Source organism: Bacillota bacterium (genome assembly GCA_012839765.1).
Classification (GTDB): domain Bacteria; phylum Bacillota; class Limnochordia; order DUMW01; family DUMW01; genus DUMW01.
The window spans coordinates 1-24,081 of the sequence record DUMW01000027.1 but is presented as its reverse complement, the minus strand read 5'-3'; the positions used below and the strand labels follow the sequence as shown (position 1 = coordinate 24,081).

Below are 24,081 nucleotides of genomic sequence, written 5' to 3'. Positions count from 1 at the left end.
GAGGAGTTCGAATTTATAAGGAATTGGACCGACCCTGGATTAAGGCTGGGGATCAGATGCGCAGCGAAACCCATATGGAGTGGGAGCTTGCGGACGCGGATCGGGTCATTGTAACAGTAGGGGCGACCCTCAAGAACCCATGCCTGGGGATACACGAAACATGCCGGGTGATGGTGGAACTTGTCTTCCAGGACCAAGTTTGGTTGATCAGGAGTGTCCACCAGGGAGGATTACAGGAAGCTGTGCCGGGAGAGCTAGTGGAGGCAGCTGAGCCTCCCATCTCTCGGGAGTCTTCGGTTTCCCCTGATCCGGTTCTTCCATAAACTGTCATGTCGAAGGGAAAACAGGACCTCTTAGCTTTCGCGAAAGATGATCAAAGCCGGCCGGCATCTTCGCATCGAAGGGCTGGGAACGGGGCTAACAGTTGATTCACCGCTCCTGTGGTCGGCGGAGCGAGGTGGAGTTTTCCTTGACCTCGCGAATCCCACCATGGTGTAGCCCCTTTTTCGGCTTGTTGTCGCACCTTCTTTGGGCAGGAATCTCTTCTGTGGGCTCCTCCCCTTTTGGCCCTTAGTCTGGGATTGCCGCCACGGGCATCTTTCTCCCGGTGGATATCCAGTAGGTTTAGAAAGGGAAACGCCAGGGAAAGGTTCCCTGGCGTCTTGAGTAGGGGTTACTCCATCACAAACTCCAGTGCTCCCACTTTCCAGTACTGCCATTTGATGGCGGTGCCGGGGTAATCGAACCTGCCCCACATAATCTCGGACATGGTGAGGATACCCCAATCGTCGACGTCTCCGTCGGTGATGAACACGTCAAAGCCGATGACTACACCCTCGTCTACCCACATCTCCGGCAGTTCGCTGATGGGCACAATAATCTCACATACGTAGCCATTGTCGGTGCGGGAGGAGGCTACGCGGAAGCCCGGCGGGGTCTTCCAGAAGCTGTTGTGTTGCATGGACAGGGAACCCTGCTCCTCGTCACCATCGAAGGGGATGACGTAGATCCAGTAGTCGTCGTCTTGCCAACGGGTCCGACCGGGACTGTCGGTGGTGAAGGCATCCGCGGTGGTGTTATTCAGGGCGTCAAAGGCGAAGTTGATCCGGTCCCGAGCCCAGTAGTCGCTGAGATCGAAGGTGCCCAGAACACAGTCGTCAATGGCATCCACCGCGAAATAGAGATACCCATAGTCCCAACCAATGTAGATCTTGGCGGTGAGATCGTGCTCCCCTTCCCAGTCTCCCCGCATGACGTTGGAACCGGCTCCGATGATGATGGAGGGAGTGCTCAGATCCCAATCGGAAAGGTCCCCGTCAATGGTGGGCGGAGTGGCGAGGAAATAGGCCTTTGCCCGCTGGGGATTCTTCTCCGCGAAGGCCGGTGCCACCGACAAAACAAGGACAGTGATGGCAGTGATGATGAGACTTAGTCTTCTGTTCATTAGGTCATTCTCCTTTCTTTATATTTGGGACACCAAAGGAGTCCCGTTATGCCGGGGTTTGTGCTAGGGAGACGACTTCCTCCCTAGCCTTAGTTACCTTAGTCTTAGTGAAAGATCGGGGACCAGGGGGTCTCCTTCAGGATGACATCCACTTCACGGGCTGCGTTTTCCATGGCAGGCCCTAGCGCCTCACCGTCATAGATTACCGAGTGCAAGGCTTTGTCGATGGCCGAGGCGATCTGGTCTGAGGACGGATGCTCTATGACGTGGACCCGCATGAAGGGTACCTCCACCAGGAAGCCCATCTCGATAGGATCCGCATAGGCGAATTCCTGGGCCACACTGATGTTGGCGGAAATAGCCAATCCGCTTTCGGCCCGTTTCTCCTGGGCGTAGGGGCCGGTCAAGAATTTGATTACTTCCCAAGCGGCCTCTGGATGTTTTGTATTGATCGTCATGGCAAAGCCCGACTCGGCCATCAGGTTAGCCCGGGTCTCCCGTTCGGGATAGTTTACCACCCGGATCTCATCGGGATTAAAGGCCCGCATGCGGCGCAGGGTGATTAGCCACCAGTGACCGGAACCCCACAGGGCCACCCGGCCTGTCAGCAGGGGATCCACACCCAGAATGCCGATATCCCGCGAGGCGATGGCCACATCCCGGTCGTTCCGCAAGCCGATGAAGTCTTCAAAGGCCCGGAGGGTCTCAGGGGAATTGAGGAAACCGGAAGCCTGCAGGTAGCCGTCCTGGTTAATACCCAAGACCTCCCCACCCAGGGACCAGACCCAGTTGATCCAACGGTAAATCCAATCGCTGAAGTAGACCGCGTAGCGCTCCCGACGCGGTTCGTCACTTCTAAGCTTCGGGGCCTTCTCCATGAACTCATCCCAAGTCCAACCCGATGAAGGCTCGCTGATGCCCGATAGATCGAAGGACCGTTTGTTGTAATATAGGACTTGGGGTGTGAAGTCCTTGGGAAGGGCGTAGAGCTTGTCTCCGATCCTTCCGGCGTCCACTACATTGGGGAAGAACTGGTCGAGGAAATCAGGAGCTTCCTTTTCCAGGTAGGGTGTCAGGTCGATCAGGATCCCCTTCTCCGCCCAGTAGGGTACCGAGATGGAGTCTAACAACATCACATCGGGTCCTACGCCGCCGGCGGTTTCCACCAGGATCTTGTCGTTGTACTCGCCACCGTAGGTCTCTACCACTAGCTCAATATCCGGATATAGCTCATTGAACTTCTCGGCAATCTCCAGTTCCACTTCCAATTCGTTTTGCGAACCCCAGATAACTGCTTTAACTCGTACCCGTTCTGCCAGGGCTGATCCTGTTACCAGGGCTATCACAAGGCACAGGACCAAGGTGAAAAAGCTTGCACGCTTCATACTGAGAACCTCCATTCTCTTGTACTTATGAATGCTATGTTGCTGCAAAATTGCCTTGGGAACCTTCAAGGCAATTGTCGTTACTGTACCTCGACGGTAAACTCCTCGGTGGTGTAATAGGTGGTATTGGCCTTACGCGCGTGCACTTTCATGGCAACGGTGCCCGCAATCTGGGGTGTCCAGGAAGCCACATAGCGACCGGTACTGCGCTGTACAAAGGTCAGCCTCTGCCCATCCGCGGTTTCGCCCCAGAGCTCAAACTCTTCACTGCTGGGCCGACCACCGGCCAGGACCAACACTTCGATTTCCGTTGGTTGACCTACTTCTCCCCGCACCGGCCGAACCCGCATGGACCAAGAAACCTTGCTATCCACTATCACGGGCCGCTGATCGTAACCCAGGGGACTTTCTACCTCGAGGGTAATTTCCAAGGAAGTGGGTTTTTCAACTAGATCCGGAGTTACCAGCACGTTGAACCGATGTCCCTCCACCGGTTCCACCTCCAGGGGAGCACCCTGCCAGCTGGCGCTAAGGACGTAATCGGTGGGCAGCTCCTCCAGGATAACCTGGTCAAGGGGAAGATGTTCCCAGGTGACGGTGACCGGAATCTTGCCCATTGGTTCGGCATCCATCGTCCATTCCACCCGGGCCGGGGCCTGGAGCATTATCCGGCGTTGACGGTGGATGGTCACTTGGGAGTTGAGGTGCTGGTCCCCGAACTGGGCCTGGATGCTGAGGGTCCCTTCTACGCCGGGGTCCACCCACCCACAGTACAAGCCGTTTTCGTACAGGACCAAGGGCCCGTCGGTATGGGTGTAAGGTTCATAGCTGAGGGTGATGTCTTCTAAGGTCACTGTGGCCGTGGTGACGGGGCGACCTGCGTGATCCCGCAGGACCACCGGCACATACACCGGATCATCGGCCGGTACCCACATATTGTTGTAGAGGGGTTCGAGGTAGTAGTCGTTGGTGATGCGGTTAAGCTCTTCGAGGGGTTTTCGGTATCCCCAACTCAAGGCACGCCATTCCTCCGGGGTGGTGCGCCGCATCATCTGACGATAGAAGACCATCTGATCCTGCCAAGGGAAAGAGTATTGGCGGTTCTTCTCCTTTTCTGCCAGTTCCAGCATCTCTTCATCGGTAAAACGGGGTAAGAAGGCACCGGGGATTTCCGACAGTAATTCTGGCATCAAAGTAGCCATATGATCCGCATGCCAGAACCGTTCCACTCCCGAATGGTGCAAGAGGGCATCCATATTGTGCAGGGTCTCATGGATCCCCACCCGGCTGATGACCCGGTAGTCCCCATCGAAGACGCCCTGGGAGTTGTAGGTGCCGTAGAGGTAGCGACCGAAGAAGGGACGTTCCGCGGCTCCACCGTAGGCCTTGGTGGCGCCGAACTCGTTTGGGGCCCGCCACGGCCAGAAGGCGATGATGATGGGGTAGTATGTAAGATCAATGCCACTTTGCCGCAGGAAGGGGAGCGCGTTGTTACCATACAGATGATAGCGTCCGTCCCCCGGGGAACCGAATTCCGCCAGGGCCAAAGGCCGATCGATCTGTAGGTAGTCCAGCTCCAGCTCGATGTGTTGGCCACCCTCTTGAATAAAGAACTCCTTGATGGCCGCCATCTGGCCATGGAAGGCAGCAATATCCTGTTGGGTGGCGGTCTTCAGGTCGCTTTGGGTGAAGAGGACTACCAGGGTGGGCAGTACCACCACGGAGTCTTCCTCTGATGGCGCGGCGGGATCTGCCGATTCTGCCCAAGCCACCGGGATGAGGGTGTTGCCCACAACCAACAGCAGTAGCAAACAAAGGACGATCAATGACATTGTTTCCAGAGGTGTCAACATTCTGATGAGACCCAACGCTTACCATCTCCTCCGTGTGAAATGTGGGAAGGCAGAGCCACCGCTGGTGGCTCGAGCTTCCTTTTGTAGAAGGTAGTTGGCGGTCCGTAATTCTATAGTTCTACATTGGTACAATTTTTCCTTTATTAAACGATAGGAAATTTAACCTTTTGGTCCGGTTTTTGCAAGAAGGACAATGATCTGAGGGGGGGATGGGGTCCAAAGGGGCTACTCTTCGGTATTTTGATCGTTCCATAGCGTTTTCCACCAAAGTAGATTGTGTTACTGTGCGTCGTCACCTATAATGAAGACGGACGAAGGAGAGTGCGGCGGTCGTTATTACTATAGTACTATTTCAAAGGAGCGGATATGATGAAATACCCACTATTGCTGGCGCTGTTGCCGCTGGTGCTTTTCTTGTGTCCAGTGGCCCGCTGCCTCGCCCAGTCCTCGCGGATTATCCTGCCGGGCCCTTCTTATGTTACACAACTAGGGTCCCAAGGTCGAGACTTCAAGGCCGGTGCCATTACCGGTGAGGTGCTGGGTAGGGAATTTGGCAGTGCTATCGGGCACTTTGTGGAGTATGCCTTTTCTCTGGAGGAAGCATGGAGCTCCCCTGTGTTGACGGTCAGCTATGCCCGGGCTTTTGCTGGGGGTGGCTATTTTCAGGTGACGGTGGACGGTGTGGAAGTGGGACTGTTGCCCTACGGGCAGACCGGTGGCTGGGGAGAGGAGCCGGGACACTTTGCCCGCAGCCGCATCTTACTGCCGGAGCTACCCGCAGGTAGGCACGTGATACGGCTTATGGTGACGGATCAGGTTCCGGAAAGGTCCCAGCTGCCGGGATTGGCGGTGCCCCCGTCTCCCCTTTTGGACCTGGTGGGCAACCGGGCCGACAAAAACAGTGTGGGTGGCGGGAGGAACGTAGCCCTGTATACAGGGACCCAGAGCAAAGTGTTTTATGCCACCTACGAACTGGGTGAAATCTGTACGGCCTTTAACGGTTACACCGTCAACTGGTGGCCCGATCATGCATTGCTGAGCCCAAATCCCACACCCAGTCCCCAGCCCAACGTGAATATTGAGGCCGTGGAGATCCATAACGCCACAGAACAAGAAGTCTTACTTGGTGTGGTCCAGGAGCTTCGGCAAGTGTGTGTCACCGAGGATGATGTGCTGGTGGCGATGATCCACCTTTACAACCCCGCAGAGGTTCCTCTGGACTGGAAGCTTAACGTAAGGGGTGATCTACGCAACGCCCACGATTGGCGGGAGACCCCTGGGGGAAGCAAGTCTTCCACATACCTGGAGGGGATCGTGGTGTTGCAGGATCCCAGGGCTTTTGGTGGGATTTTGGCCGAGGGTTTGTCGGTGGCCATCGGTAGTTCCGAAGAACTAAAGGAGGTAAAGACCTCCCCCGCGGGTACCTATCGGTTTGTTTTAGAAGCTTCCTTGAAGCCGGGCGAGTACCGGACGATTAAGGTGGCCTGTGCTGTTCATCCCCAACGGGAAACGGCGGTGGCGAACCTATCCCGGGTCTTAGCGGAAGAGGATCCCATTGGCGCAAACCGCCAGGTTTGGGAGCGGTTTTATCAGGAAGAGATTCCCCGCTTTTCTTCCTCGGATCCTGGTTTGGATGAGCTTTATGCCTTTCGATGGTTCTTGCTACGGTTTTCCACCGCTGGGGGCGATCTAGGCTACTTGCAGTACCCGGTGGTCTTGGAGGGCAGGCAAGCCTACCAAACCTATTGCTGCTATAGTGCCCCCTTCATGGCTTTGGATCTGAACTGGGCCCGGGATGCCGAGGTGGGATATGGCCATTTGGCTAATATGTGTCATGCCATTTACGAGGACGGCCGGTTCCCCTGGTACACTACGCCGGGAACCAATCTGGTGCCCTTGCACCATGCATCCCGCACGGGTCTGTCTTTGCTGCCCTATGCGGTGTGGCGCCATTATCAGATTCACCATGACCTTGATTTGGTGCGGCGGGTCTACCCCGCCTTAGCCATGAACCTGCGGTGGTGGATCCGGGCTCGGGATACGGACGGCAATGGGCTTTTTGCGGTGGAGCATCAGCTGGAGACCGGGATGGATGACCTTTACCGCTGGCCGGATCCGGAGCTGCCCTACGAGGCCATCGATGCCACCAGCTACGCATATATCAACCTCCAGGCGGTGGCGGCCCTGGCCGCAGCCCTCGGTGAAGACGAAGATGCCACCTACTTCGCCCAGTATGCCCAGAAGGCCGCGGCGGCTTTGAACTCACTGCTTTGGGATGACAAGGCGGGATGTTACAGGGATCTGGATCCCCGTCGTCAAGAGTGGGCCCGTACGATCACCATCACCACCTTTTATCCCTTCTTCGCCGGAGCCGGTACCGCCGAGCAATTGCGGGTGTTCAGGGAGCACTTGTTGAACCCAGAACGTTTCTGGTTGCCCCATCCTGTTCCTGCTCTGTCCAAGGAGGACTCAGACTTTGATCCCAACAGTTTCTGGCAGGGACCCGCGTGGCCCGCGGCCACCAGCCACGTCATCGAGGCCTTTGCCACCGCGGCCAAGGAGCTGGATCGGACCTTGCTTCCCCAGGCGGCCACTTTGTTCCACCGGGCGGTGCGCAACCATCTGACTCCCCGGGCGGACTTCTACGAGCGGTACAATCCCTTGACCGGTGCCCCCTTGAGCATTTTCCGGGACTACATGCATTCCTGGTGGGTGGATCTGTACGTGCGACATGTGGTGGGGCTGATGATTACCGAGGAAGGAAAGATTACCATCGATCCCTTGCCCTTGGGACTTGAGCATTTCTCGATGGAGAATATTCCCTATCGGGGGCAGGAACTAAAGATCACCTGGCAAGCGCCGGGGATCCCGGGAGAGTATCTACCGGGTCTGGCGGTCTATGTGGACCGTAACCTATACCTTCACGCCCCTGACTTTACCCCCGGAGACGACCCCGTGGTCTTGACCCTGTAGGGGTAATCACGGGCTGCCCACCGGATGTCTGATTGCTCCGGTGGGCCTTTTCGTATGGTCCGCAGATTATGTAAAAAAAAGGCCCGGCCAGTGCCTTGTTCGGCAGTGACCGGGCCCCTCTTCTATCCGCCGGAAGGGCTTACTTTACCAGCGGAAACTCGGTGATCCGCAAGTTGGTGCACCCATAGGGGATGAGGATGATCGTTTCAGTGGGAGCATCGGAACTTACGGGACTTTGGGGAATGGGCCCTGCGGAGCCGTTGACCAGCTGCCACTGGGGGATCCGTTTCCCTTGGGCCACCAGTTCCACCGGCGCTCCTTCCGGGGAGAAAGGCATGTCGCCCACCGGTTTTAGCCGTACTTCAAAACTACTGTCGGGGCTTTCCAGATCTACCAACAGGCCGTAGTTCCACGGGGTGGTGGGATGGACTTCGTAGTCACCGTAAGGATCGGTGCCGTCCACCAGTACCCACTGGTCCCCGATTTTCAACGAGTATACCAAGGGACCCCGCTGGATGGCCACGGAACCGTTGAAGCCTCTTTTTACGGTGATCGCCATGGGGAAATGCAAGGTTACTTCCTCTCCCCCGTTCCAGGTGCGGTCGACGATCAGGTACTCCCCACAGGTTATCTCCGGTTGGGTACCGTCGGGCAAGGTGACGGAAGCCCCCTTGGCCCACCCGGGGATCCGCAGATGTAAGGGGAACCGGATCGGTTGCTCTGTTTCTACCCGGATGGTCACCGTCTCCCGGAAGGGATATTGGGTGTCTTGGGTGAGGGAGACCTTCTGTCCGCCGATGTTGGTGGTCACGGTGCTGGGTGCGTAGACGATGGTGGCCAGTCCCCCGTCGGGGGTCTTCATCCAGGTGTGGGTCGCCAATTTCGGCCAACCCTGGTGCATATTGGCGGCGCAGCAACCGAAGTTGGGTTCCAGGCCGAAGATATTGGCCTCCACCCCATTGGTCCAGCCCCGATCCACGATGCTGCACAGTACCTGGTTGGCCTGCTGGTCGTACTGGTGGGTCCACATATCAGGGCTAAAGGTGGCGGGGAGCGCGTTGTAGGCGATGAGCTCTAAGCGGTCCGCCAGGCGCACATCGGCCAGGATGGCCATGAGCACCTCCAGGGAGAACATATACTCCACCACGGCGCAAAGCTCGGTGCCCCGGGAAGGATCTTTACCGGCGAAGTGCTCGTCACCGGTGAAAAGCCCAGTTACTTGTCCGTGGTATTTATCCAAGTTTTCGATGGCACGGTAAGCTGCCTGTCGATCTGCTTCCCTTTGGGACTGGCGGTACCAGACCCCGCCGGTCTTGATACCCATGGCGTTATTCACCACGTGGGTCTCGAACTTAGACTCTGTGGCAGGCCGTTGGTAGGTGAAGTTGGTGAAGTGATCCGGCCAGTTGTAACCTTGTTCTGCTAGCTTCCTATTCAGATCCAGCAACCAGTCTTCCTGGGTCTTTTCCCACAGCCACTGGACGCACCAAGCCATATCGGCCCAGCGGAACATCGCCCACGAGCGCAGGGGCATATACTCCAGCTGCTGATGTAGGGTCCGGCAGAACTTCAGCATGACCTCCAGCACCCGGTCTTCCTTGGTGGCCTCGTAGTACTGAACAAAGACCTTGAAGACGACGAAAATCGGCCAGGGATCCCGGGGATAGGTGCCTCGGTCATTGGCCTTTATCGGTCCGATCCAGCCTGATTCATCTTGGTAGTTTAAGAAGGCCTGTATCCATTTGTGGGCTTTGGCTTTAAGCGCGGGATCCTCCAAGAGATAGGCTAAGGGTAACAGGCCATCTACGTAGTAGGGACCCCGTTCCCAACCGTCCCGGGTACCGCCCAGCCACATGTTGTCCGGGCCTAGGTCTTCCCAAACCTCCTCGATATGTCCGCTTAGACCCTTACTCTGGATGGTTAACTGGTCCTTTAGCCAGCCTTGGGGCTTGATCTCCACCATGGGTAGCGGTTGCAGCTTCAACGGCAAAAGTCGCTCCGTCACAGTATTTCCTCCTCTGGTTGAACTATGTGTTAAGACCCATCGGTCCTATTTTTTTTCACGTAATGTTGATCTAATTCTTCTAGACCGGACAAACTCCTGCTTTTAGAACATTATTTTTTGTAGTAAACGATGAAATATTGGTGGATATGCCCGAAGGCCAGGGGGAGCCTGCGGCTCCCCCGAGCCCTAGATGACTTCCAGTTCGTCCCTGGAGGGTAGCGTGGGGAAGGGATGGTGCGGTTCTGTCTGATACCAAAAGGCGGTGGTCGCAATATCGTACTGAAGCGGCAAGTACCGGGAGCCACTCCGCCAGCCTAAAGCCTGGATGGTGACCTTGAGATCCTCTTCGAAGCGGATGGGATCCCTCACATGCCAGCGGTACATGCCGAAACGCTGCTGACTTCGGTAAAGGCCATCGGGCTTAATTACCTGGCAAAGGCCCAGGTAAGGGGTGGAATAAGTGCAGTATTGCCCCGGCGGAAACTCCCAGTTCCAGGCGCCGCCGAAATAGTCTTCGGTACCGGTGCCGCAGATGGTGGGATAGTCTTTGTCCCCGTCCAGGTAGAACTTGATCTCCCCTTCTCCCCACCAGCCGTTGTTGGTGACCCCCACAGCCATGTAGGTGCCCACGTAGTGCCCTTGACCCTTCACATCGGACAGGATGGTGTGCACTTCTTTGTAGGGCAGCGGGTTGTTACGGCGCCACTGGGCGTGGAAATAGGCGGCGTTATCGGGTACTTCCGTCAGGCAGTAGTTGATCTGGTAATAGAGGACCGCGTTCTCAAAACCCACATTCTCAATGGTGATCCGGGCGGATTTCCTAAAGGGCATCTCCCAGTAGCTGTTCATGCCGCCGTTGGGGTTGGCGGCCACAGGGAGGGAACCCACCAAAGCCAGTTGACACCAGCCATTGCAGAAGAAGTCCCCGTAGGGTACCTCCACGGAGGGTTCTTCCTCGCCGTCCCAGTAGAAGCGCAAGACCAGGCTCCGCCAAAACTTGGCGTGGCAGGTCATCCAGATCTGCTGGATCGCGCCGGGGCCGGTGATGTCCGCGAGGGTGAAGGTGGTTCCTGGTTCCACGAATACCGAAGGTGAGATCTTCCACCCTGGCCCCAGCTCCCGGGCGAAGTGGGCGCCCGTCCCTTCCGTGGCCTTCCCTCCCTCCCCCTTGGCGCCGGTAAAATTCTCTGCACTGATAGAGCGGGTCTTCGCCGACGACAACAGGAACAGGTTATGTAAGTCTGTTCCCAGGCCATTGAATTTGCTCATGCAGTCTCACTCCTTTACTGACTTTCCTTTGATGGTGATGACGGTGGTGAGCAGGAATTCTCCTTGCCACCACGCAAAATTGCCTATCCTAAGTACTAATCTCTGCATAGAATCCCTTTTCCATTTGCTCGGCGGTCAGGGTTTCCTTTCCGTAAGCTGGCCGCAGCTGGAGACTGTAGACCGTGGGGAAATGCTTGAGGATGCTGGCCTCCCGGTGGGCCGTAAGGCACAAAAGCTGAATCCGGTTGCCGCGGGCCACCTGGAACATGGTGTCCAGGATGTGATCCGACGAAGCCACGCCGAAGGGATTATCGGCCAAGAGGACCTTCCAAGAGTGGAGCAACCCTTCGGACTGGCGGCGGATATGGGTGAGCATGATCATGAACATGGTGATGTATACGCTGTATTCCTCCCCGCCAGACCAGCGGGTTACCTCATCCCAGGGGAAGTATTCGGGACGCTCCACCCTGGCGATGGACTCCTTCCGGGGTTTATACACCGTGACCCGACAGGTCTCGATGGGCGCTAAGACGTTGATCAAATTTCTAGTGGAAAGCATATCCTCCATGCGCCGGTTCAGCTCATCGTCGTCGATGCCCTGGGCCTTCCAGACTTGTAGATCTCTGAGCAGCTTCTCCAGGTACTGTTCCATACTCTGTTGGGCCTGGGCCTCCTCTTGCATGGGCCACTCGATGCGGATCACCTGAACGGGCTGGTCATAGAGGATTACCCGGGAATTCTTCGGCAGTTCCATGATGCTCCGGTGGACCTCCCGGGCCCGGCGAAGACTCAGTTGCACCAGCTGGTGGAAACTGGTCTCACACTGGTGCAGCGTCTCCTCCGCCTGCCGACGGTAGTAGTCGAGGGCTTCAAAGATGCGCAGAAACTGGGTTTCCACGAAATCGAAGTTGTAGATCCGATCCTCGTCCATCAGGGCCTGAACATCCCGCAGAAACTGGTTCACCTTGGGATTGTTGGTCTGTTGGAGCCGGAAATAGTATTTTCGAAAACGTTCCCTCACCTCCAGTTGTTGCTGCCGCACGCGGTCTGCGGCTTCCTCCTGTTCCCGGATGGCCGCCTGAATGGCTTTCAAAGGCTCGGTGCCGTAGTGGCGCCAATCCAATGGGATATCGGTGGAAGCGGGTTTGTCTAGAGAGGCCACCTTTTCCCGCAGCAAGTCACCGGCAATGGCCAGTTGTTGCTGCCAGGCCCGTTCTTCGTCGATGGCCTTTTGGATGTCTTGGATTTCCCCCTGCACCTGGGCCAACCTTTCCCTCAGGTATTGATACTGGGCCTGGGCCGTGGCCGGGTCGAAGGTCAGGTAGGGGGGCCTTTGATACTCCCTTTCCACCTCCGCGGCCAACCGATCCCTGATGAATTCTAGCCCTTTCAGAGTGGATTCCAAGGAGTCCACCTTCTTTTCCTGGTCGCGGCAGTCCCTTTCTAGTTCCTGGCGTGTCCTGATCTGTTGGGCTAGTTCTTCACTGCTTACGGGTCGGGCCTCGCTGGCAAGGATCTCTTCGCTGATGCCGCTAGCCTGGATCTGGGCCTGGGTCTCCGCGTATTCTGCATTGGCCTTGGCCAGGAGTTTTTCCAGGTTCTGGCGATCTACCTGTTTTTGGGCTAAGCGGAGTTTTACCGCTTCTAAGTGGGCCCGGCAGGTGGCGTAATCCTCGTCGGTAGCCAGGGGGCTTGTTCTATCCAAAGCCAAATCCACCAGTTCCCTTTGGTGATCCGCCAAAGCTTTATCTAGGCTAGCTAACTGCACCCTTTGCGCGGAGATTTCCCCTTGGATGCGGGAGGTGGCCTCTTCGAGCAGGGTCCGCTGTTGTTGGAGGTGGGCGATCTCCCTTTCCACCTTGGCTTTGGTGGCCTGGTGCTCTTGGTACTGGTGATACCACTGCACAAACTCCTCGAGATCTGCCACCAGGCTTGCCAGGCGGTGTTGTTTTTCCACTAGGTCCCTAAGATTCTCTTGGGTCAAACGTTGTCTTTCTTCTAGCTCGTTACACCGGGCTTTGGTGTCTCCTATTTCCTTCTCCCTTTCGGCACACTGCTTGGTAAGTTCCTCCGCTTGTTGCTGCCACTGGAGGATTTGCTCCTTGGTATAGGTTCGGAAGAAGTGTTGGGTTTGTTCTTTCAGATAGCGTCTTTCCTCTTCCCTATCCCGGAGGCCTTGCACCAGGTTCCTTTGTTCGTTAATCCTCTCCTGGAGCCTTTCCTTGAATTCCTGGAAGGCCTGGGGAGAAGTATATAGGGACCTGCTTTCCGGAAGGAAAACGTACTGTTCCCTAGGTCCGATGGATACAAGCTCCCCTTGGGACGTAGTCCTTTGGGGTGCGCCCTTCACCCAAAGGATGATGGGAAACTCACAGGAAAGATCCCGCATCTGGCGCAGGTACCGACCGATGGTCTTTACTTGCCCGGCTTCGATGACGATGCTAAAGGGAAGGAGGGGCTCTTGTTTCAAAAACTCCTCCCGGGCCGTCTCATCCTGAAAATGCTCTTGGAGCCACTGGCTACCCAGGATGACAGGGATGTCTAGTCGGGCCAAGTAGTCTTGGATGGCTACCAGCTCCCGGTGGGGGACGAAGTATTCGCTGTGGGTGATGGTGGCCGCGGTTTCCTCGAGACTGGCCAGTTTGGCCTGGGCAGCGATCCATTCCCGCTGGGCCTCCTCCCACAAACTATGGACGCGGGCTAAAAGTCCCGGTTCTTCAAAGGGATCCCGGATAAAGATCCCCGCCCCATGGAGCAACTGTACTAACTGATCTTTGGTCCGCCCAAAAGTGGCGAGGTTTTCTTGGATCCCGGTCAGTTGTCCTTGCAGGATGGCCAGTTTCCCGGTCAATTCCCTGTTGTGTTCCCACCATTGACGGATTTCCTGGGTGAGGTTGTCGATCTCTGTGCGGCAGGCCTCCGTCTGTTTCTCCAGTTGGTCTAGCATCCTTTGCCGTTGTCGGAGGGTGTCCTGGGGCGTAAGGCGGTTCAGGTCGGGGACCAGGACCAGGATTTGCTTTTCTTTAGCTTTGTATTGTTCAAACCAACCCTTTAGCCGGCCCATGGTGTCGATCAGTTCCTCGAGACGGGTTCGCTGGGTCTGAATTCTACCCTGCAACTCCTGCAGGGTTTCTTCCCGTTGGACTAGCTGTTCTTTGGTCCTTTGGCGGGCTACCGTGAATTCCTCTCTCTTCTTCTCCCAGGCGAACCGGGCCTTGCCACTGGTGGTTTCTAGTTCTTCCTGCAGTTCCGGTTCCCCTTTATCTAAAAGCTCCAGTTGATGGGCATAGTATTCCTGTTCTTCCCGGGCCCGTTGCCGTCGGTGGTATTGGATTGTTGCGTGGAGTTTTCGTTCCTCTTGTTGGGCCTTCGCCAGTTGGTCTTGGCGCCGGGCCAGTTCCTCCTGGGCTAGGGTTAGTTGTTCCCTTAGCCTTTGAACTTCTTGCTCCTGCTTGAAGACTTCGTAACTTGCTTCCTGCCATTTGAGTTCCCGGAGGGTTTGGTGTTTTTGGCCTAAGTCTTCCTCCAAGTGGGCACATCGCTTACTGCTTTCCTGTTGTTGACGGTAAACTCCTTGGGCCAGGCGGAAGAGGTTTTCGGCCTTTCTTTGGGCCTCGACTTCTCTGTTATGGAGCTTCTTGACTTCCTCTACCAGCCCCTCTGCCTCGTCTTGGATCACATTGAAATCCTGGATATTCTGCTTGATTTGGGGGATCTGTAAAAGGAGGTTCTGATGTTCGATGAACCCGGCCAGGAGTTCTTTTTTTCGTTCTTCACTGCGGTAGATCACCTGCTCCATACTGGGGATGAGTAGCTGGTCCAAAAGCTGAGTGGTGGTCTTGGCCCGTTCGAAGAACCGGCTTACGCCTCCCTCGGTGCCATTGGTCTTCTGGATGTTTTCCCATTCCTCTGCATATAGCTGATACACCCGTAGACGGTCCTGATAGACCTTGGGCTGCTGGCGGAACAGTTGTACCCCTTGGTCCTTGCGCTCCTCTAGCCAGTCCCACAGTTCTTGGTAGCCGATGGGTGTCCGGATTCCCAGTACCCCATCCACCACCGTGAAGGGCAGTTGGGTGATGGAAAGCTGCCCATCTACATCTTCTTCCCCGAAGAGGGAGTAGTTCTTTGGTCCCTTGGTTTCGTAATCGAACAGATAGTTGAAGTAGCGGATGGGCTCCTCGGGGGTGAGACCATTGGTGAAGCAAAACCCCGTACAAAGATACTGTTCCGCCCTACCGGTACTGTCTAGCCGCCATTCCACCGCCACATGTCCTGTAAAGCGCTGGGATTGAAGCAGGTCCGCAAGCTTTCGGTTGCCCAACCGGGCGTTGGGGAGAATCGTCTGCAGGACCAGTTGAGCCAGGAGCGTCTTCCCTCCCCCGTTGCCCAACAAAAAGACCGTATCCTGTCCTCCGAGACTAAAGCAGATGTCTCCAATATGTTTTTTGCCGTGGTCGTAGATGATGTTCCCTAGGCGAATCCGGTTAATGCGCGGCATTTTCTGTCCCCCTTAGGCCCTTGGTAAAGCTTTCGGGTGTGGAAAGGAGCGCTAACAACTCATCTTTCCGTTGGCTGTGGAAGTAATAGCGGAGGATGAGGTGCTCCAGTTTGGGCAGTAGGCGCACCTCCGCATCTTGGATGATCTGCACCAATCCCTCGTTCTCCAGGAAACTCAGCACCCGCAAAAGGAAACTGATCCGGTTGTTCCGGCCCCGTCGGGGATGCTTGAGGGATTCGTCGAAGGCGGGCATGTCCAGCCAGATCTCCGCACAGCTGGCTAGGTTCAGCTGTAGCTCTTGGCTGGCCTCTTCCACCTGTTTCGGGGCTGTTTCCCGAACCCGTTGGAGATAGGCGGTGATGGTCTCCTCCAGTTCCTCCAAGGGCAGAAACTGCCGAGCCGCGAGACTCTGATCATCGCTGTTGTAGAATTTGGCCAGTAGGCATAGGATGGTGAAATACGCCAAGTAGAGCTCCTGGTTGTCCTGGAGCTTCATTTTTTCCCGCAGTTCCTCGTTGGTATAGCCGAAGATCCGGTTGTCTAGTCCCGGGGAAAGGTAGAGCCGGTCTGCGAGGGCGAAGATCTTTACCCCCGCTTCTGCTTCGATCACCGTTTCGAGGATCTCCCTGACTTCTTTCCGTTGATAGGCGTAAAGCAGCTCCCGTTCATCGGTCACCTGTCGGTCCAACAGCTCAATGAAGATCCGGAAGGCCAGTTGTACATCTTCCTTAGTCCATTCCATCTTCCCTTGCCCTCCTGAGTAGAAAATCGCTCATGACATAGCCTGCCGGCAGGGTGATGATTCCTTCGGTGGCCAGCACTTCAAAGGCTCCGAGCCCCTGGATGGCAGGATTGGTGGTGGCCAGTTTTACTAAGACCTTTGGTAGATCGTCTAGCACCAACAGATCTACCTGGGCTTCGTTGTAGATGGGGACTACTCCCAGCTGGTGCAGTTGTACTAGGCAGGCGTAAAAGTCCATCTGGCTTGTGATCTTCCGGTATTTCTCCGGATCCTTTTGCTCTAGCTTCGCTAGGATCTGGCTTACGGGGATCTCCCGTTGCCGGAGCAAAGGCTCCAAAAGGAGCGATAAATAGCTTTCTAGGCGGTTTAGACGCTCCTGGTACAGGGCCCGTTCCCTGCTTTCCGCTTCCCTTTGCCGCTGGGCATCCAGTTCCAAAAGCTCTTGTGCGCTGAGCTCTTCTTCCGCTTCTTTGGGCAATACCTGGGGCAGAAAGGCCCGGGCCGGATGGAAGGCTTTACGTATCCTTACTGGTAATACGGGATCGATAATCCCTTTCAGGACGGTGATGGGAGCGTTTTGGGTCACCACCGGCTGTAGAAACTCCGTCTCGAAGTTCACCTTCGTGGTGAAGGAGGTGAGGATCATGGCTTCGATGGCCTCCAGCATCAGTTGATGGACCCGGAGCTTGTCCTTAAACAAGGATTCATGTTCATAGATGACATCCAACAGTCGCCTGCGTACGGTCATCATGGACTGGAGTCCCGCCTCTTCGGTGGGGCTCAGTTTTCCCCCCTGGTACTGGGATAGGGTGTGGTCGATGAGCTCTGTCAGTTCCCGGAAAACCTCCTGTTCCCGCTGCAGCTGGTTGTCGATGCGCTCCAGTTGTTTTTCTAGTTCCTGTTCCCTGGCCACCTGCAGCACGTCTTGGATAATTCGCTGCTCAAGCCGCTGGATCCTTTCTTTCTCCGTGCGTACGGCCAAGGCCAGCTCCTCCACAGTGCGTAGGGCCCCGTCAAAGACCCCCTTTTGGATCTGTTGCCGCAGGTACAACTGGGCGATGGAGATTTGCAGTTCGTTGTATATCTCCTTGGTCTTGAACAGAAGGTCAAGGCCTGTGGTAGAAAGCTTAAGCAGCACCTTCCGCTCCCCCACGTCGTATTCGGCCAGTTCCACCAAGTGGAACTTATGGGTGTGGTTTTCCCCCCGTTCGAAATCGGGGTAGGTGTATTGATGGGGTTGTCCCTGATTCATGAGGCCCTCTTTGACGAGGAAGTAGGTTAGCTCTAGGGCCTCCTCCCGGGTAAGGTCCTCATGGTAGTGGCGGAGGATTATCTCCCTAAGGAACGAAGCGATGTTCTCGTAGGTACTCTGCTTGGTGTTCCGAAGCATATCCTCGAGGATGAATAGCATCACCGCCAAACCCAGGGACGGTAGGGAATACCTTTGGTACGAGGTCTTCTGGGCTAGCTGTAACAGGGGGGCGAAGGCGGCAATATTGTTCATACGCTGGGCAAAGCCTGCGAAAATGTCCTGCCAATGGGTCATCTTTCCTCTCCCCCCGCGGCCAAGGCTTGTAGCTTGGCGAAATGAAGCCCCTCCTGGGGCAAATAGCAATGGCGGGCGAAAAGCTCCTCGATCAATTGGGCTTCCCTGGGGGCAAAGTGGGCTAGGAAAGCCCGCAGGGAGGTCTCTCCCACTTGTTGCCTGGTCCGTAGTTGTGGGGCCCGGGAAAAATGGTCCTGTAACAGGTGTCTGTAAAAAAAGACGAAGGGCTTCACCGGCCGCACCTGGCTTAGGCGATGCCAAATGTTAACCCCCACCGGATCTAGGTCACCGAAGTAGAAAAACTCTGTGGGGAGAACCGGAAGTTGATCCAATTCCTCGAAGTAGCTGTGGCTGCGGAGGATCTTCTTGCCCTCTCCGTAGACGAGAAGGTCCACCGCGAGATTATCCCAACGGTAGTAGCCCCTTTGCAGGAGGGACTTTAGGGAGTAAAAGGTATCCTTGTTTTCCACGATCAACACATTGATCTGCCCCTCTGGGATGCCCCGTTGGTAATAGAAAAAGGGTTCATAGGTGGGATAACAATGCAGGTCTGCTAAAGTCAAACCCACCCGGGCCAAGAGGGCCTGTCCCCGGGGCGAGGCCAGAAACTTCTCATCATTGAAGATGGCAAAGGATCTTTCGTTTACGGTGAGCTTCGTGGAAAGGGGTTCCCTGTGGGTCAAGTAGTCACTAAGGAGCTTCAGATACACCCGATCCGCCTGGTATTGGTCCGGTTGGTCGAGATATGCGCGCATCTGGAGCAAGGGATGATACTGGGTAAGCAGTTCCCTGGTAAGGTCAGGGTCTCCCTTATCCCTTAGCTTCAGGATCCGATAGCCGTTATATAGGGGTGGATTCAGGCCATTCCGTTGCCAGGCCTTGATGGGGGCAAGGATGCCCTCCTCCACCAGCTCCCCTATCTTCCGGGCAAAGAGAGGATAGCCTCCTGCCTTCCAGTAGTCTTCACCCAGGCTCGCCTGCACATGGTCCTCGATCTTCCTTGTTTCGATTTGTTTGCGCTTCTGTTGAGCCAGATAGGCCATGATCTGTTCCTTCAAACCCGCGGTCACCCTACCCTTGTACTACATTGCTCCTCTGTAAACCAAAGATTCACAAGGCAGCATAGCCCTGTTTCCTTCTCCATCCCTTCGCCTTCCTGGTGGCGGTTCCCTCCTTTTTGGGGACGGTGACAAAAGTGGGTGGAGAACCAGGGATGTCCGGGTGGGGACCGCTGGAAAAGGGTGGCGGGAAAGGCTCCCGCCACCCTACTTATCTGATGGAGACAGTTTCCACCACATAGACCAACTGAGCCTGACCCTGGGCCGGCACGGTCACATCGAATTCCACCAGCCGATGTTCAATCTTCCGCATGGGATGACCGCTTTCTACGGTCACCTCGTAATTATCCCAGGGCAGGCCTTGGGGAACGGTGACCACAACCTCTTGGTCCTTATAATTCTCGATGGTGATGGCGATCCTGTAGGTGTTGGTGGTCTTTCGCAATTCGCCAAGGACCTCGGTGGCCGATGACTGATCGAGGATGACCTTTTCCGCATCGAGGTCGAAGGGGGTGCCTACTTTCAATTCCAACCTCTCACCTGAAGAGGTGTGAGCGATGCGGGTCTCCCCGATTAGATCCCCTAAGGTGCCATCCCCTTGGTAGACCCGGACCAGTCCTGCGGGTACGGGGTCCTCCACCGGTAGAGTAATCCATGTTTCAATTGACCGTTTAGTAGTATCTAGGGCGTTGCTTTGGGCTAAGATGTAGCTTTTTTCTACCGTCAGGTCCCTTTGCTCCATGAAGGGCACAAAGACCCGGGCCCCCTGTTCGAGGGTGACCGGTGCCGGCAGATCGTAGACGTAGTATTCAAAGAACTGCTGTGACTCAGGGACCGCGGTGGCCCGGGCTAGCATCGCTGTTTCCATGGCGAAGTTGAAAACTCCTGCGGTGGAGTCGGTGTTCAGTTCCCCTGCCACCAGACGTACCAAAACATCGGTGAAGGAGGCCCCTGACTGGTTAGACAGCTGCGCCCGACCAAGGAGCGTGGCCTGTTGCTCATCCTCCGATAGGAGGAGGTCATAGTAGACGCTCCAGGATAGTCCCCGGGTAAGATAGGCTATGCTACCTGTGGTGGCGGCCACATCCTCAGAGACCTCAAAGTACATAGCCGAGTGGAAGGGGCTGGTATCGGCCGGGAAGAGGATCGTCCCCGGTGGATTGACCCACAGCTCTTCCTCCACTTGGATCACGGTGAACCCGCTGTCCGCCCTCACTAGCTTTACCGGTTTGGTGATGCTCTCACCCTGTTCCTCGTATCGCCACAGCACTTCTTTCCCTACGTAAGCCTTCAGAAGCGCTCCGTAGGAAGTGACTTCACCCACATACCACTGTCTTGCGATGGACGTGCCGCAGGCTAACTGCAGCTGGACGCTATCCACAAGCAATTGGGTGGCCATCCCGGTCACCGAGAAATTCTGTCCTTTGGCGGTGGGGGGAATGTCTACCCTTTGTTTAACCAGACCGAGGTTATCCTGGTAGATGGTTAGACTACCGGTGGCTCCCACCACGCCACAGGAGACAATAAGGACAAGTAGGATCCCAATCAAACTGCGCTTCATCGGGCGTCGCCTCCTTAAAGTAGGGGATTTTTGTTACGCCATGGTTTTCATCATCTCTTCGGTCACTTGATACAACAGTTTCTCACCGGCTAGATAACGTTGACATTCTTCCACCATGAACTGGGCCATCCGCCAGCACTCCTGCCCCATGGATCCGGCAATGTGGGGGGTCAGGATGACGTTGGGTAAGGTGTACAAGGGAGATCCCGCCTCCGGTGGTTCCGGATGGGTTACGTCCAAGATGGCGGTGATATCCGGTCGTTGCTGCAAGACTTCGATCATCTCCCCTTCGTGAACCAACGCACCCCGGGCGGTGTTAATGAAGCTTGCGTTCTGTTTCATCACCCGGAAGTGCTCGCCCCGGATCATGTGCCGGGTTGCGGGGATGTTGGGGGCATGGAGACTGACCACATCACTTTGGGCGAAAAGCTCTTCCAAGGATACCTTTGTTACCTTCAACTCCTTAGCCTCTTCCTCCGAGAGATAAGGATCGTAGGCCAGTACATCTAGCTCCAGATTGTTGAGCAGGTGCCGCACATTGCGTCCAATCATCCCAAGACCAATGAGTCCTACAGTACTCTGATAGGCTCCCGCCACCGGCCGGCGCCGGTATCCTTCGGGACTGGTGTAATTCTTACTGTGGGCAAAGAATTGCTTGAGGCACAGGACAATCAAGGACAGGGTCATCTCCGCCACGGGGATGGCGTTGGCGGCCCAGGCGCTGCAGATGGTAATGCCACTACGCCAGAAGGCGTCCGTAACGAAACTCCGGATGGAACCGGCCGCATAGAAGACTGCCTCTAACTTGGGGGCCGCGGCCAGGAACTCTTCGTTCAAGGTCTTCATCCCCCAGGTACCGAACAGGAGTTCTACGTCCTTCAGGGAGGCCAAGACACTGTCCATGTCCCGGTAATCCCCAGAGAAAACCTCTAGGTCGGTGAGTTCTGCTAACAAGGCCCGTTGCCTTGGTCCAAAGACTAACGTCAGCATTGGTTCGTCGGCTAAAATCAGTGCTTTTCTTTTCAATCCTAGTCCTCCTAAACAAAAACTATGGGCACATCAACGATTGTGATTTACAGAACTAATCCCGGGACCTATCCGACGGAAATCCGTGTTGAAAGACGGCTTGGGGATCTCCCTATCCCGGGGCTGATTCAGATCGGTAGTACAAGTCTCTTGGGGGGGAGCAAGGACCACCTGCTTAGAATATTCTCGGTATCTTGGGCAATTCCTTCCGCCGAATGCTAGCTGGGGAGCGGGTAAAGGAGAAGGGAAAGCTTGTTTGGGAGCCTTGGCTTTCGTGGGCAGGAGGGCAAAGTCCAAGGGGCCACTGGCTCCCTTGGGACTTTGCCCCTTCTGAATTAGGCTTCGATTTCCAACACCATACCGTCATAGGCCACCAGGAAACCTTCGGGGTGCAGCCGCTCTTCCAGTTGATGATGGAGCAACTGGCCGTTGTGGGAGAAGTGGGTGGCCACAAAGACCGTCTTTTCCGTAGCGATTCCGGATTCTAGCATGCGCTTTTTTACCTCGAGAATATTGGGGATCCCCATATGGCCCCTACTGGGAAACTTGCCCGCGGTGCAGTCTAACAGGGCTACGTCGATGGTCTTGCCCTCCAGGTAGGACCAGACCTCCTCGAAGAAGTAGCCCGTATCGTAACCATGAAGAAGGGTGATCCCATTCCGCTGGAAAAGATAGATAAAGGGCTGGCCGCGGCTGGAGTGTTCTGCGGGCAAGGGTACCACCGTGGCGTCCTCGATGTTGTGGGGCTCGAAGGCCGTCAGGGGATGGAACACCACACTGTCGTCGGTTTTCGCTTCTTCTTCCAGTATTTCTCCTACCGCCGGACATCCATAGATGTTGAGGAGATGCCCCGGGGAAGATGCGGCAATGAAGGGTTGCTTGTGCATATGCAGATCCTCAGGATAGAAATGGTCGCTGTGGGTATGGGTGATTAACAGATGTTTTACTTGATGCAAAGGTTGCTGGGCACGAAGGGATTGCTGGTAACTATCGGGGCCGAAATCGATTTTGAAAATATCATCTACCAGGACTGAGGCACGGGCGCGCACATCCTTGCCCCCGTTCACCCAGGCGTGTTGGCAGATGGAGCATCGACAGAATAGGCCAGGAATGCCCTCGGCCGCGGCAGTACCTAGGAACGTAATCTTCACTGGGGAATCATCCTTTCGTGTTAAATCACTGGGCTAGTCACCCAATAGTTCTGCGCCAACACTTAGGATACCTGCCAACCCGCATTTGATTCTTGCCAAAGGGATCATGTAGAATAGAGGCAGTCTATGGGTAAAAGTCTGGGGTGGCTTTCTTGATTGACACACTGCTTTTTGATCTTGATGGTACGCTTGTACATTTTGGCTACGACGAATTCCTGCAGGCCTACCTGCAAGCTATCGGTGCCAAGGTGGCTTCCTTCGTAGATCCCAAGAAATTCGTCAAGCAGCTGTTGGCCTCCACCACCGCGATGCTCAATTCCCTGGATCCCAGTCGAAGCAATGAAGAGGTCTTCTGGGACCATTTCCGACAGAGCATTGATCTGGATGTGGACAAGCTTCTGCCGGTGTTGGATGATTTTTATGTCCGGGATTTCCCAAAGCTTCAACAGATCCTGAAGCCCACTCCCCTTCCCCAAGCCCGGTCGCTGGTGGCAGGGTTGCTGGCGGAGGGGTACCAGGTGGTGATCGCCACGAATCCCGTTTTTCCCCGGGTTGCCATCGAAGAACGTCTCCGCTGGGGCAACCTCCATGATCTGCCCTACACCCTGGTGACCACCTATGAGAATTCTACCTACTGTAAGCCCCACGTGGAGTACTACCAAGAGATACTAAAGAAGGTGGACCGCAGTCCCCGACAGTGTATGATGATTGGCAACAATACCTGTGAGGATCTGGTGGCGGCGGACCTAGGAATCGTCACTTACTTGGTGGAGGATTGCCTGTTAGACGATGGTCCCTTCTACCGAACGCCCCATTTTCGAGGAACCTTTCGGGACTTGGTGGCCTTTGTGGAAAGCAGGCAGTTTGCCAAACTAGGACTATAGTCAGCTTCATGCCCAAACCAGGTCGGACGTGGGCTCTTCTGTTGGCGGAGGTACACACGGCCTTAATGGCAGCATTCTTTGGTACTCGCGACGGGATCCAATCGCTTTATATGTGCACGTGCCCTATGATTTTCCCACTCGTAGGGGATCCACCGAGAGTTAGGGCTTTGTCTGGTTCTAAGGGTTGACCCAATGATACTACATAGACCCTGCAATAGGGAGTCTCTTAACTTACCCTTGGGGCATAAAGGATGGTCCAGTGCAGTGGCAACCCATCGGGACGGTTACACCACTTTGTGCTGGGTACTGGCCCTTTTCGATTCCTAAAACAGATTGTTCAAGAAATGAGACAGGATGCCCCCCATCACCGAACCACCACGGTAGGTGGCATAGCCAAAGCCTAGACTCACGAGAAAAATGGAAAGAGCACCGCCCACCGGTTGGGTGAGATTATCCCAGAGGACCACCATAAAGTACCAGCCAGGGACATGGAGAGCGACGAAGAGGACAGAGGTAATTACGTTAGCTGTCCAAAAGGCATATTTTTTCTGCAAGTTTCCCAGGATGGCACCGCGCATCAGAAACTCTTCAAAGGTGGGGGCAATGACCAGGACATTGAGGAGCGGGAAACTGAACTGGGTCGGCAACAGTCTTTTTCCTTGCAGGTAATTGGGGATGATGGC

General features: G+C 55.6%; 16 protein-coding genes. 3 read left to right on the top strand and 13 right to left on the bottom strand.

All coding sequences use genetic code 11. The features are described from left to right. Positions 1–23 precede the first annotated feature (23 nt). Positions 24–323 carry a hypothetical protein gene (locus tag GXX57_02545; GenBank protein ID HHV43535.1) on the top strand — a complete coding sequence of 100 codons (300 nt, stop codon included), beginning with the start codon at positions 24–26 and terminating at the stop codon, positions 321–323. Between the two features lie 350 nt (positions 324–673). Here the strand turns inward: GXX57_02545 and GXX57_02540 are convergent, their stop codons facing one another. From GXX57_02540 to GXX57_02530, 3 genes are all read right to left on the bottom strand, one after another. After that, the gene (locus tag GXX57_02540; protein ID HHV43534.1) at positions 674–1,444 is read right to left on the bottom strand and encodes a hypothetical protein; all 771 of its coding nucleotides are present in this window, start codon (positions 1,442–1,444) and stop codon (positions 674–676) included. Positions 1,445–1,548: 104 nt separating this feature from the next. Next, positions 1,549–2,829: a sugar ABC transporter substrate-binding protein gene (locus tag GXX57_02535; protein ID HHV43533.1), complete on the bottom strand. Its 1,281-nt coding sequence runs from the start codon at positions 2,827–2,829 to the stop codon at positions 1,549–1,551. 80 nt (positions 2,830–2,909) lie between these two features. Then, on the bottom strand, positions 2,910–4,697 hold the full coding sequence (locus GXX57_02530) for a hypothetical protein (protein ID HHV43532.1): 1,788 nt from the start codon (positions 4,695–4,697) through the stop codon (positions 2,910–2,912). Positions 4,698–5,051: 354 nt separating this feature from the next. On the opposite strand from GXX57_02530, the gene GXX57_02525 reads away from it, so the two are divergent. Then, complete coding sequence (locus GXX57_02525; GenBank protein ID HHV43531.1) at positions 5,052–7,655, top strand: hypothetical protein; 2,604 nt, start codon at positions 5,052–5,054, stop codon at positions 7,653–7,655. 139 nt (positions 7,656–7,794) lie between these two features. Here GXX57_02525 and GXX57_02520 read toward each other — a convergent pair whose 3' ends face one another. The 9 genes from GXX57_02520 to GXX57_02480 all read right to left on the bottom strand — a co-directional run bounded on the left by GXX57_02520 (position 7,795) and on the right by GXX57_02480 (position 22,514). Continuing rightward, positions 7,795–9,618, bottom strand: coding sequence for a hypothetical protein (locus tag GXX57_02520; protein ID HHV43530.1), 1,824 nt, complete (start codon positions 9,616–9,618; stop codon positions 7,795–7,797). A 228-nt stretch (positions 9,619–9,846) separates the two neighbouring features. Further along, positions 9,847–10,929, bottom strand: a complete 1,083-nt coding sequence (locus GXX57_02515) for a DUF2961 domain-containing protein (protein HHV43529.1) — start codon at positions 10,927–10,929, stop codon at positions 9,847–9,849. 88 nt (positions 10,930–11,017) lie between these two features. Further along, positions 11,018–15,430 carry a hypothetical protein gene (locus GXX57_02510; protein ID HHV43528.1) on the bottom strand — a complete coding sequence of 1,471 codons (4,413 nt, stop codon included), beginning with the start codon at positions 15,428–15,430 and terminating at the stop codon, positions 11,018–11,020. Next, a complete protein-coding gene (locus tag GXX57_02505) occupies positions 15,417–16,172 on the bottom strand; it encodes a hypothetical protein (protein ID HHV43527.1) in 756 nt (251 codons plus the stop codon). Before GXX57_02505 ends, GXX57_02510 begins: the two co-directional genes overlap by 14 nt. After that, positions 16,159–17,718 carry a hypothetical protein gene (locus tag GXX57_02500; GenBank protein ID HHV43526.1) on the bottom strand — a complete coding sequence of 520 codons (1,560 nt, stop codon included), beginning with the start codon at positions 17,716–17,718 and terminating at the stop codon, positions 16,159–16,161. The genes GXX57_02505 and GXX57_02500 overlap by 14 nt, the downstream gene beginning before the upstream one ends. Next, a complete protein-coding gene (locus tag GXX57_02495) occupies positions 17,715–18,788 on the bottom strand; it encodes a hypothetical protein (GenBank protein HHV43525.1) in 1,074 nt (357 codons plus the stop codon). Before GXX57_02495 ends, GXX57_02500 begins: the two co-directional genes overlap by 4 nt. A 199-nt stretch (positions 18,789–18,987) precedes the next feature. After that, entirely contained in the window at positions 18,988–20,337 is a 1,350-nt protein-coding gene (locus GXX57_02490) for a DUF4139 domain-containing protein (GenBank protein ID HHV43524.1), read from the bottom strand. Between the two features lie 33 nt (positions 20,338–20,370). Beyond that, positions 20,371–21,327 carry a hydroxyacid dehydrogenase gene (locus GXX57_02485; GenBank protein HHV43523.1) on the bottom strand — a complete coding sequence of 319 codons (957 nt, stop codon included), beginning with the start codon at positions 21,325–21,327 and terminating at the stop codon, positions 20,371–20,373. 371 nt (positions 21,328–21,698) lie between these two features. Then, positions 21,699–22,514 (bottom strand): carbon-phosphorus lyase, encoded by an 816-nt coding sequence (locus GXX57_02480; GenBank protein ID HHV43522.1) that lies wholly within the window; start codon positions 22,512–22,514, stop codon positions 21,699–21,701. A 152-nt stretch (positions 22,515–22,666) separates the two neighbouring features. Between GXX57_02480 and GXX57_02475 the strand changes: the two genes are divergently transcribed. Further along, the gene (locus GXX57_02475; GenBank protein HHV43521.1) at positions 22,667–23,398 is read left to right on the top strand and encodes an HAD family hydrolase; all 732 of its coding nucleotides are present in this window, start codon (positions 22,667–22,669) and stop codon (positions 23,396–23,398) included. A gap of 323 nt (positions 23,399–23,721) precedes the next feature. Here GXX57_02475 and GXX57_02470 read toward each other — a convergent pair. After that, positions 23,722–24,081 (bottom strand): CPBP family intramembrane metalloprotease (locus tag GXX57_02470; protein HHV43520.1); only part of this gene is annotated, 360 nt, incomplete at its 5' end.

Bases quoted from the DNA above. Each gene is read 5' to 3' on its own strand.
- GXX57_02540 (HHV43534.1), bottom strand. From the start codon at position 1,444: ATGAACAGAAGACTAAGTCTCATCATCACTGCCATCACTGTCCTTGTT.
- GXX57_02535 (HHV43533.1), bottom strand. From the start codon at position 2,829: ATGAAGCGTGCAAGCTTTTTCACCTTGGTCCTGTGCCTTGTGATAGCC.
- GXX57_02525 (HHV43531.1), top strand. From the start codon at position 5,052: ATGAAATACCCACTATTGCTGGCGCTGTTGCCGCTGGTGCTTTTCTTG.
- GXX57_02520 (HHV43530.1), bottom strand. From the start codon at position 9,618: ATGGTGGAGATCAAGCCCCAAGGCTGGCTAAAGGACCAGTTAACCATC.
- GXX57_02515 (HHV43529.1), bottom strand. From the start codon at position 10,929: ATGAGCAAATTCAATGGCCTGGGAACAGACTTACATAACCTGTTCCTG.
- GXX57_02510 (HHV43528.1), bottom strand. From the start codon at position 15,430: ATGCCGCGCATTAACCGGATTCGCCTAGGGAACATCATCTACGACCAC.
- GXX57_02505 (HHV43527.1), bottom strand. From the start codon at position 16,172: ATGGAATGGACTAAGGAAGATGTACAACTGGCCTTCCGGATCTTCATT.
- GXX57_02500 (HHV43526.1), bottom strand. From the start codon at position 17,718: ATGACCCATTGGCAGGACATTTTCGCAGGCTTTGCCCAGCGTATGAAC.
- GXX57_02490 (HHV43524.1), bottom strand. From the start codon at position 20,337: ATGAAGCGCAGTTTGATTGGGATCCTACTTGTCCTTATTGTCTCCTGT.
- GXX57_02485 (HHV43523.1), bottom strand. From the start codon at position 21,327: ATGCTGACGTTAGTCTTTGGACCAAGGCAACGGGCCTTGTTAGCAGAA.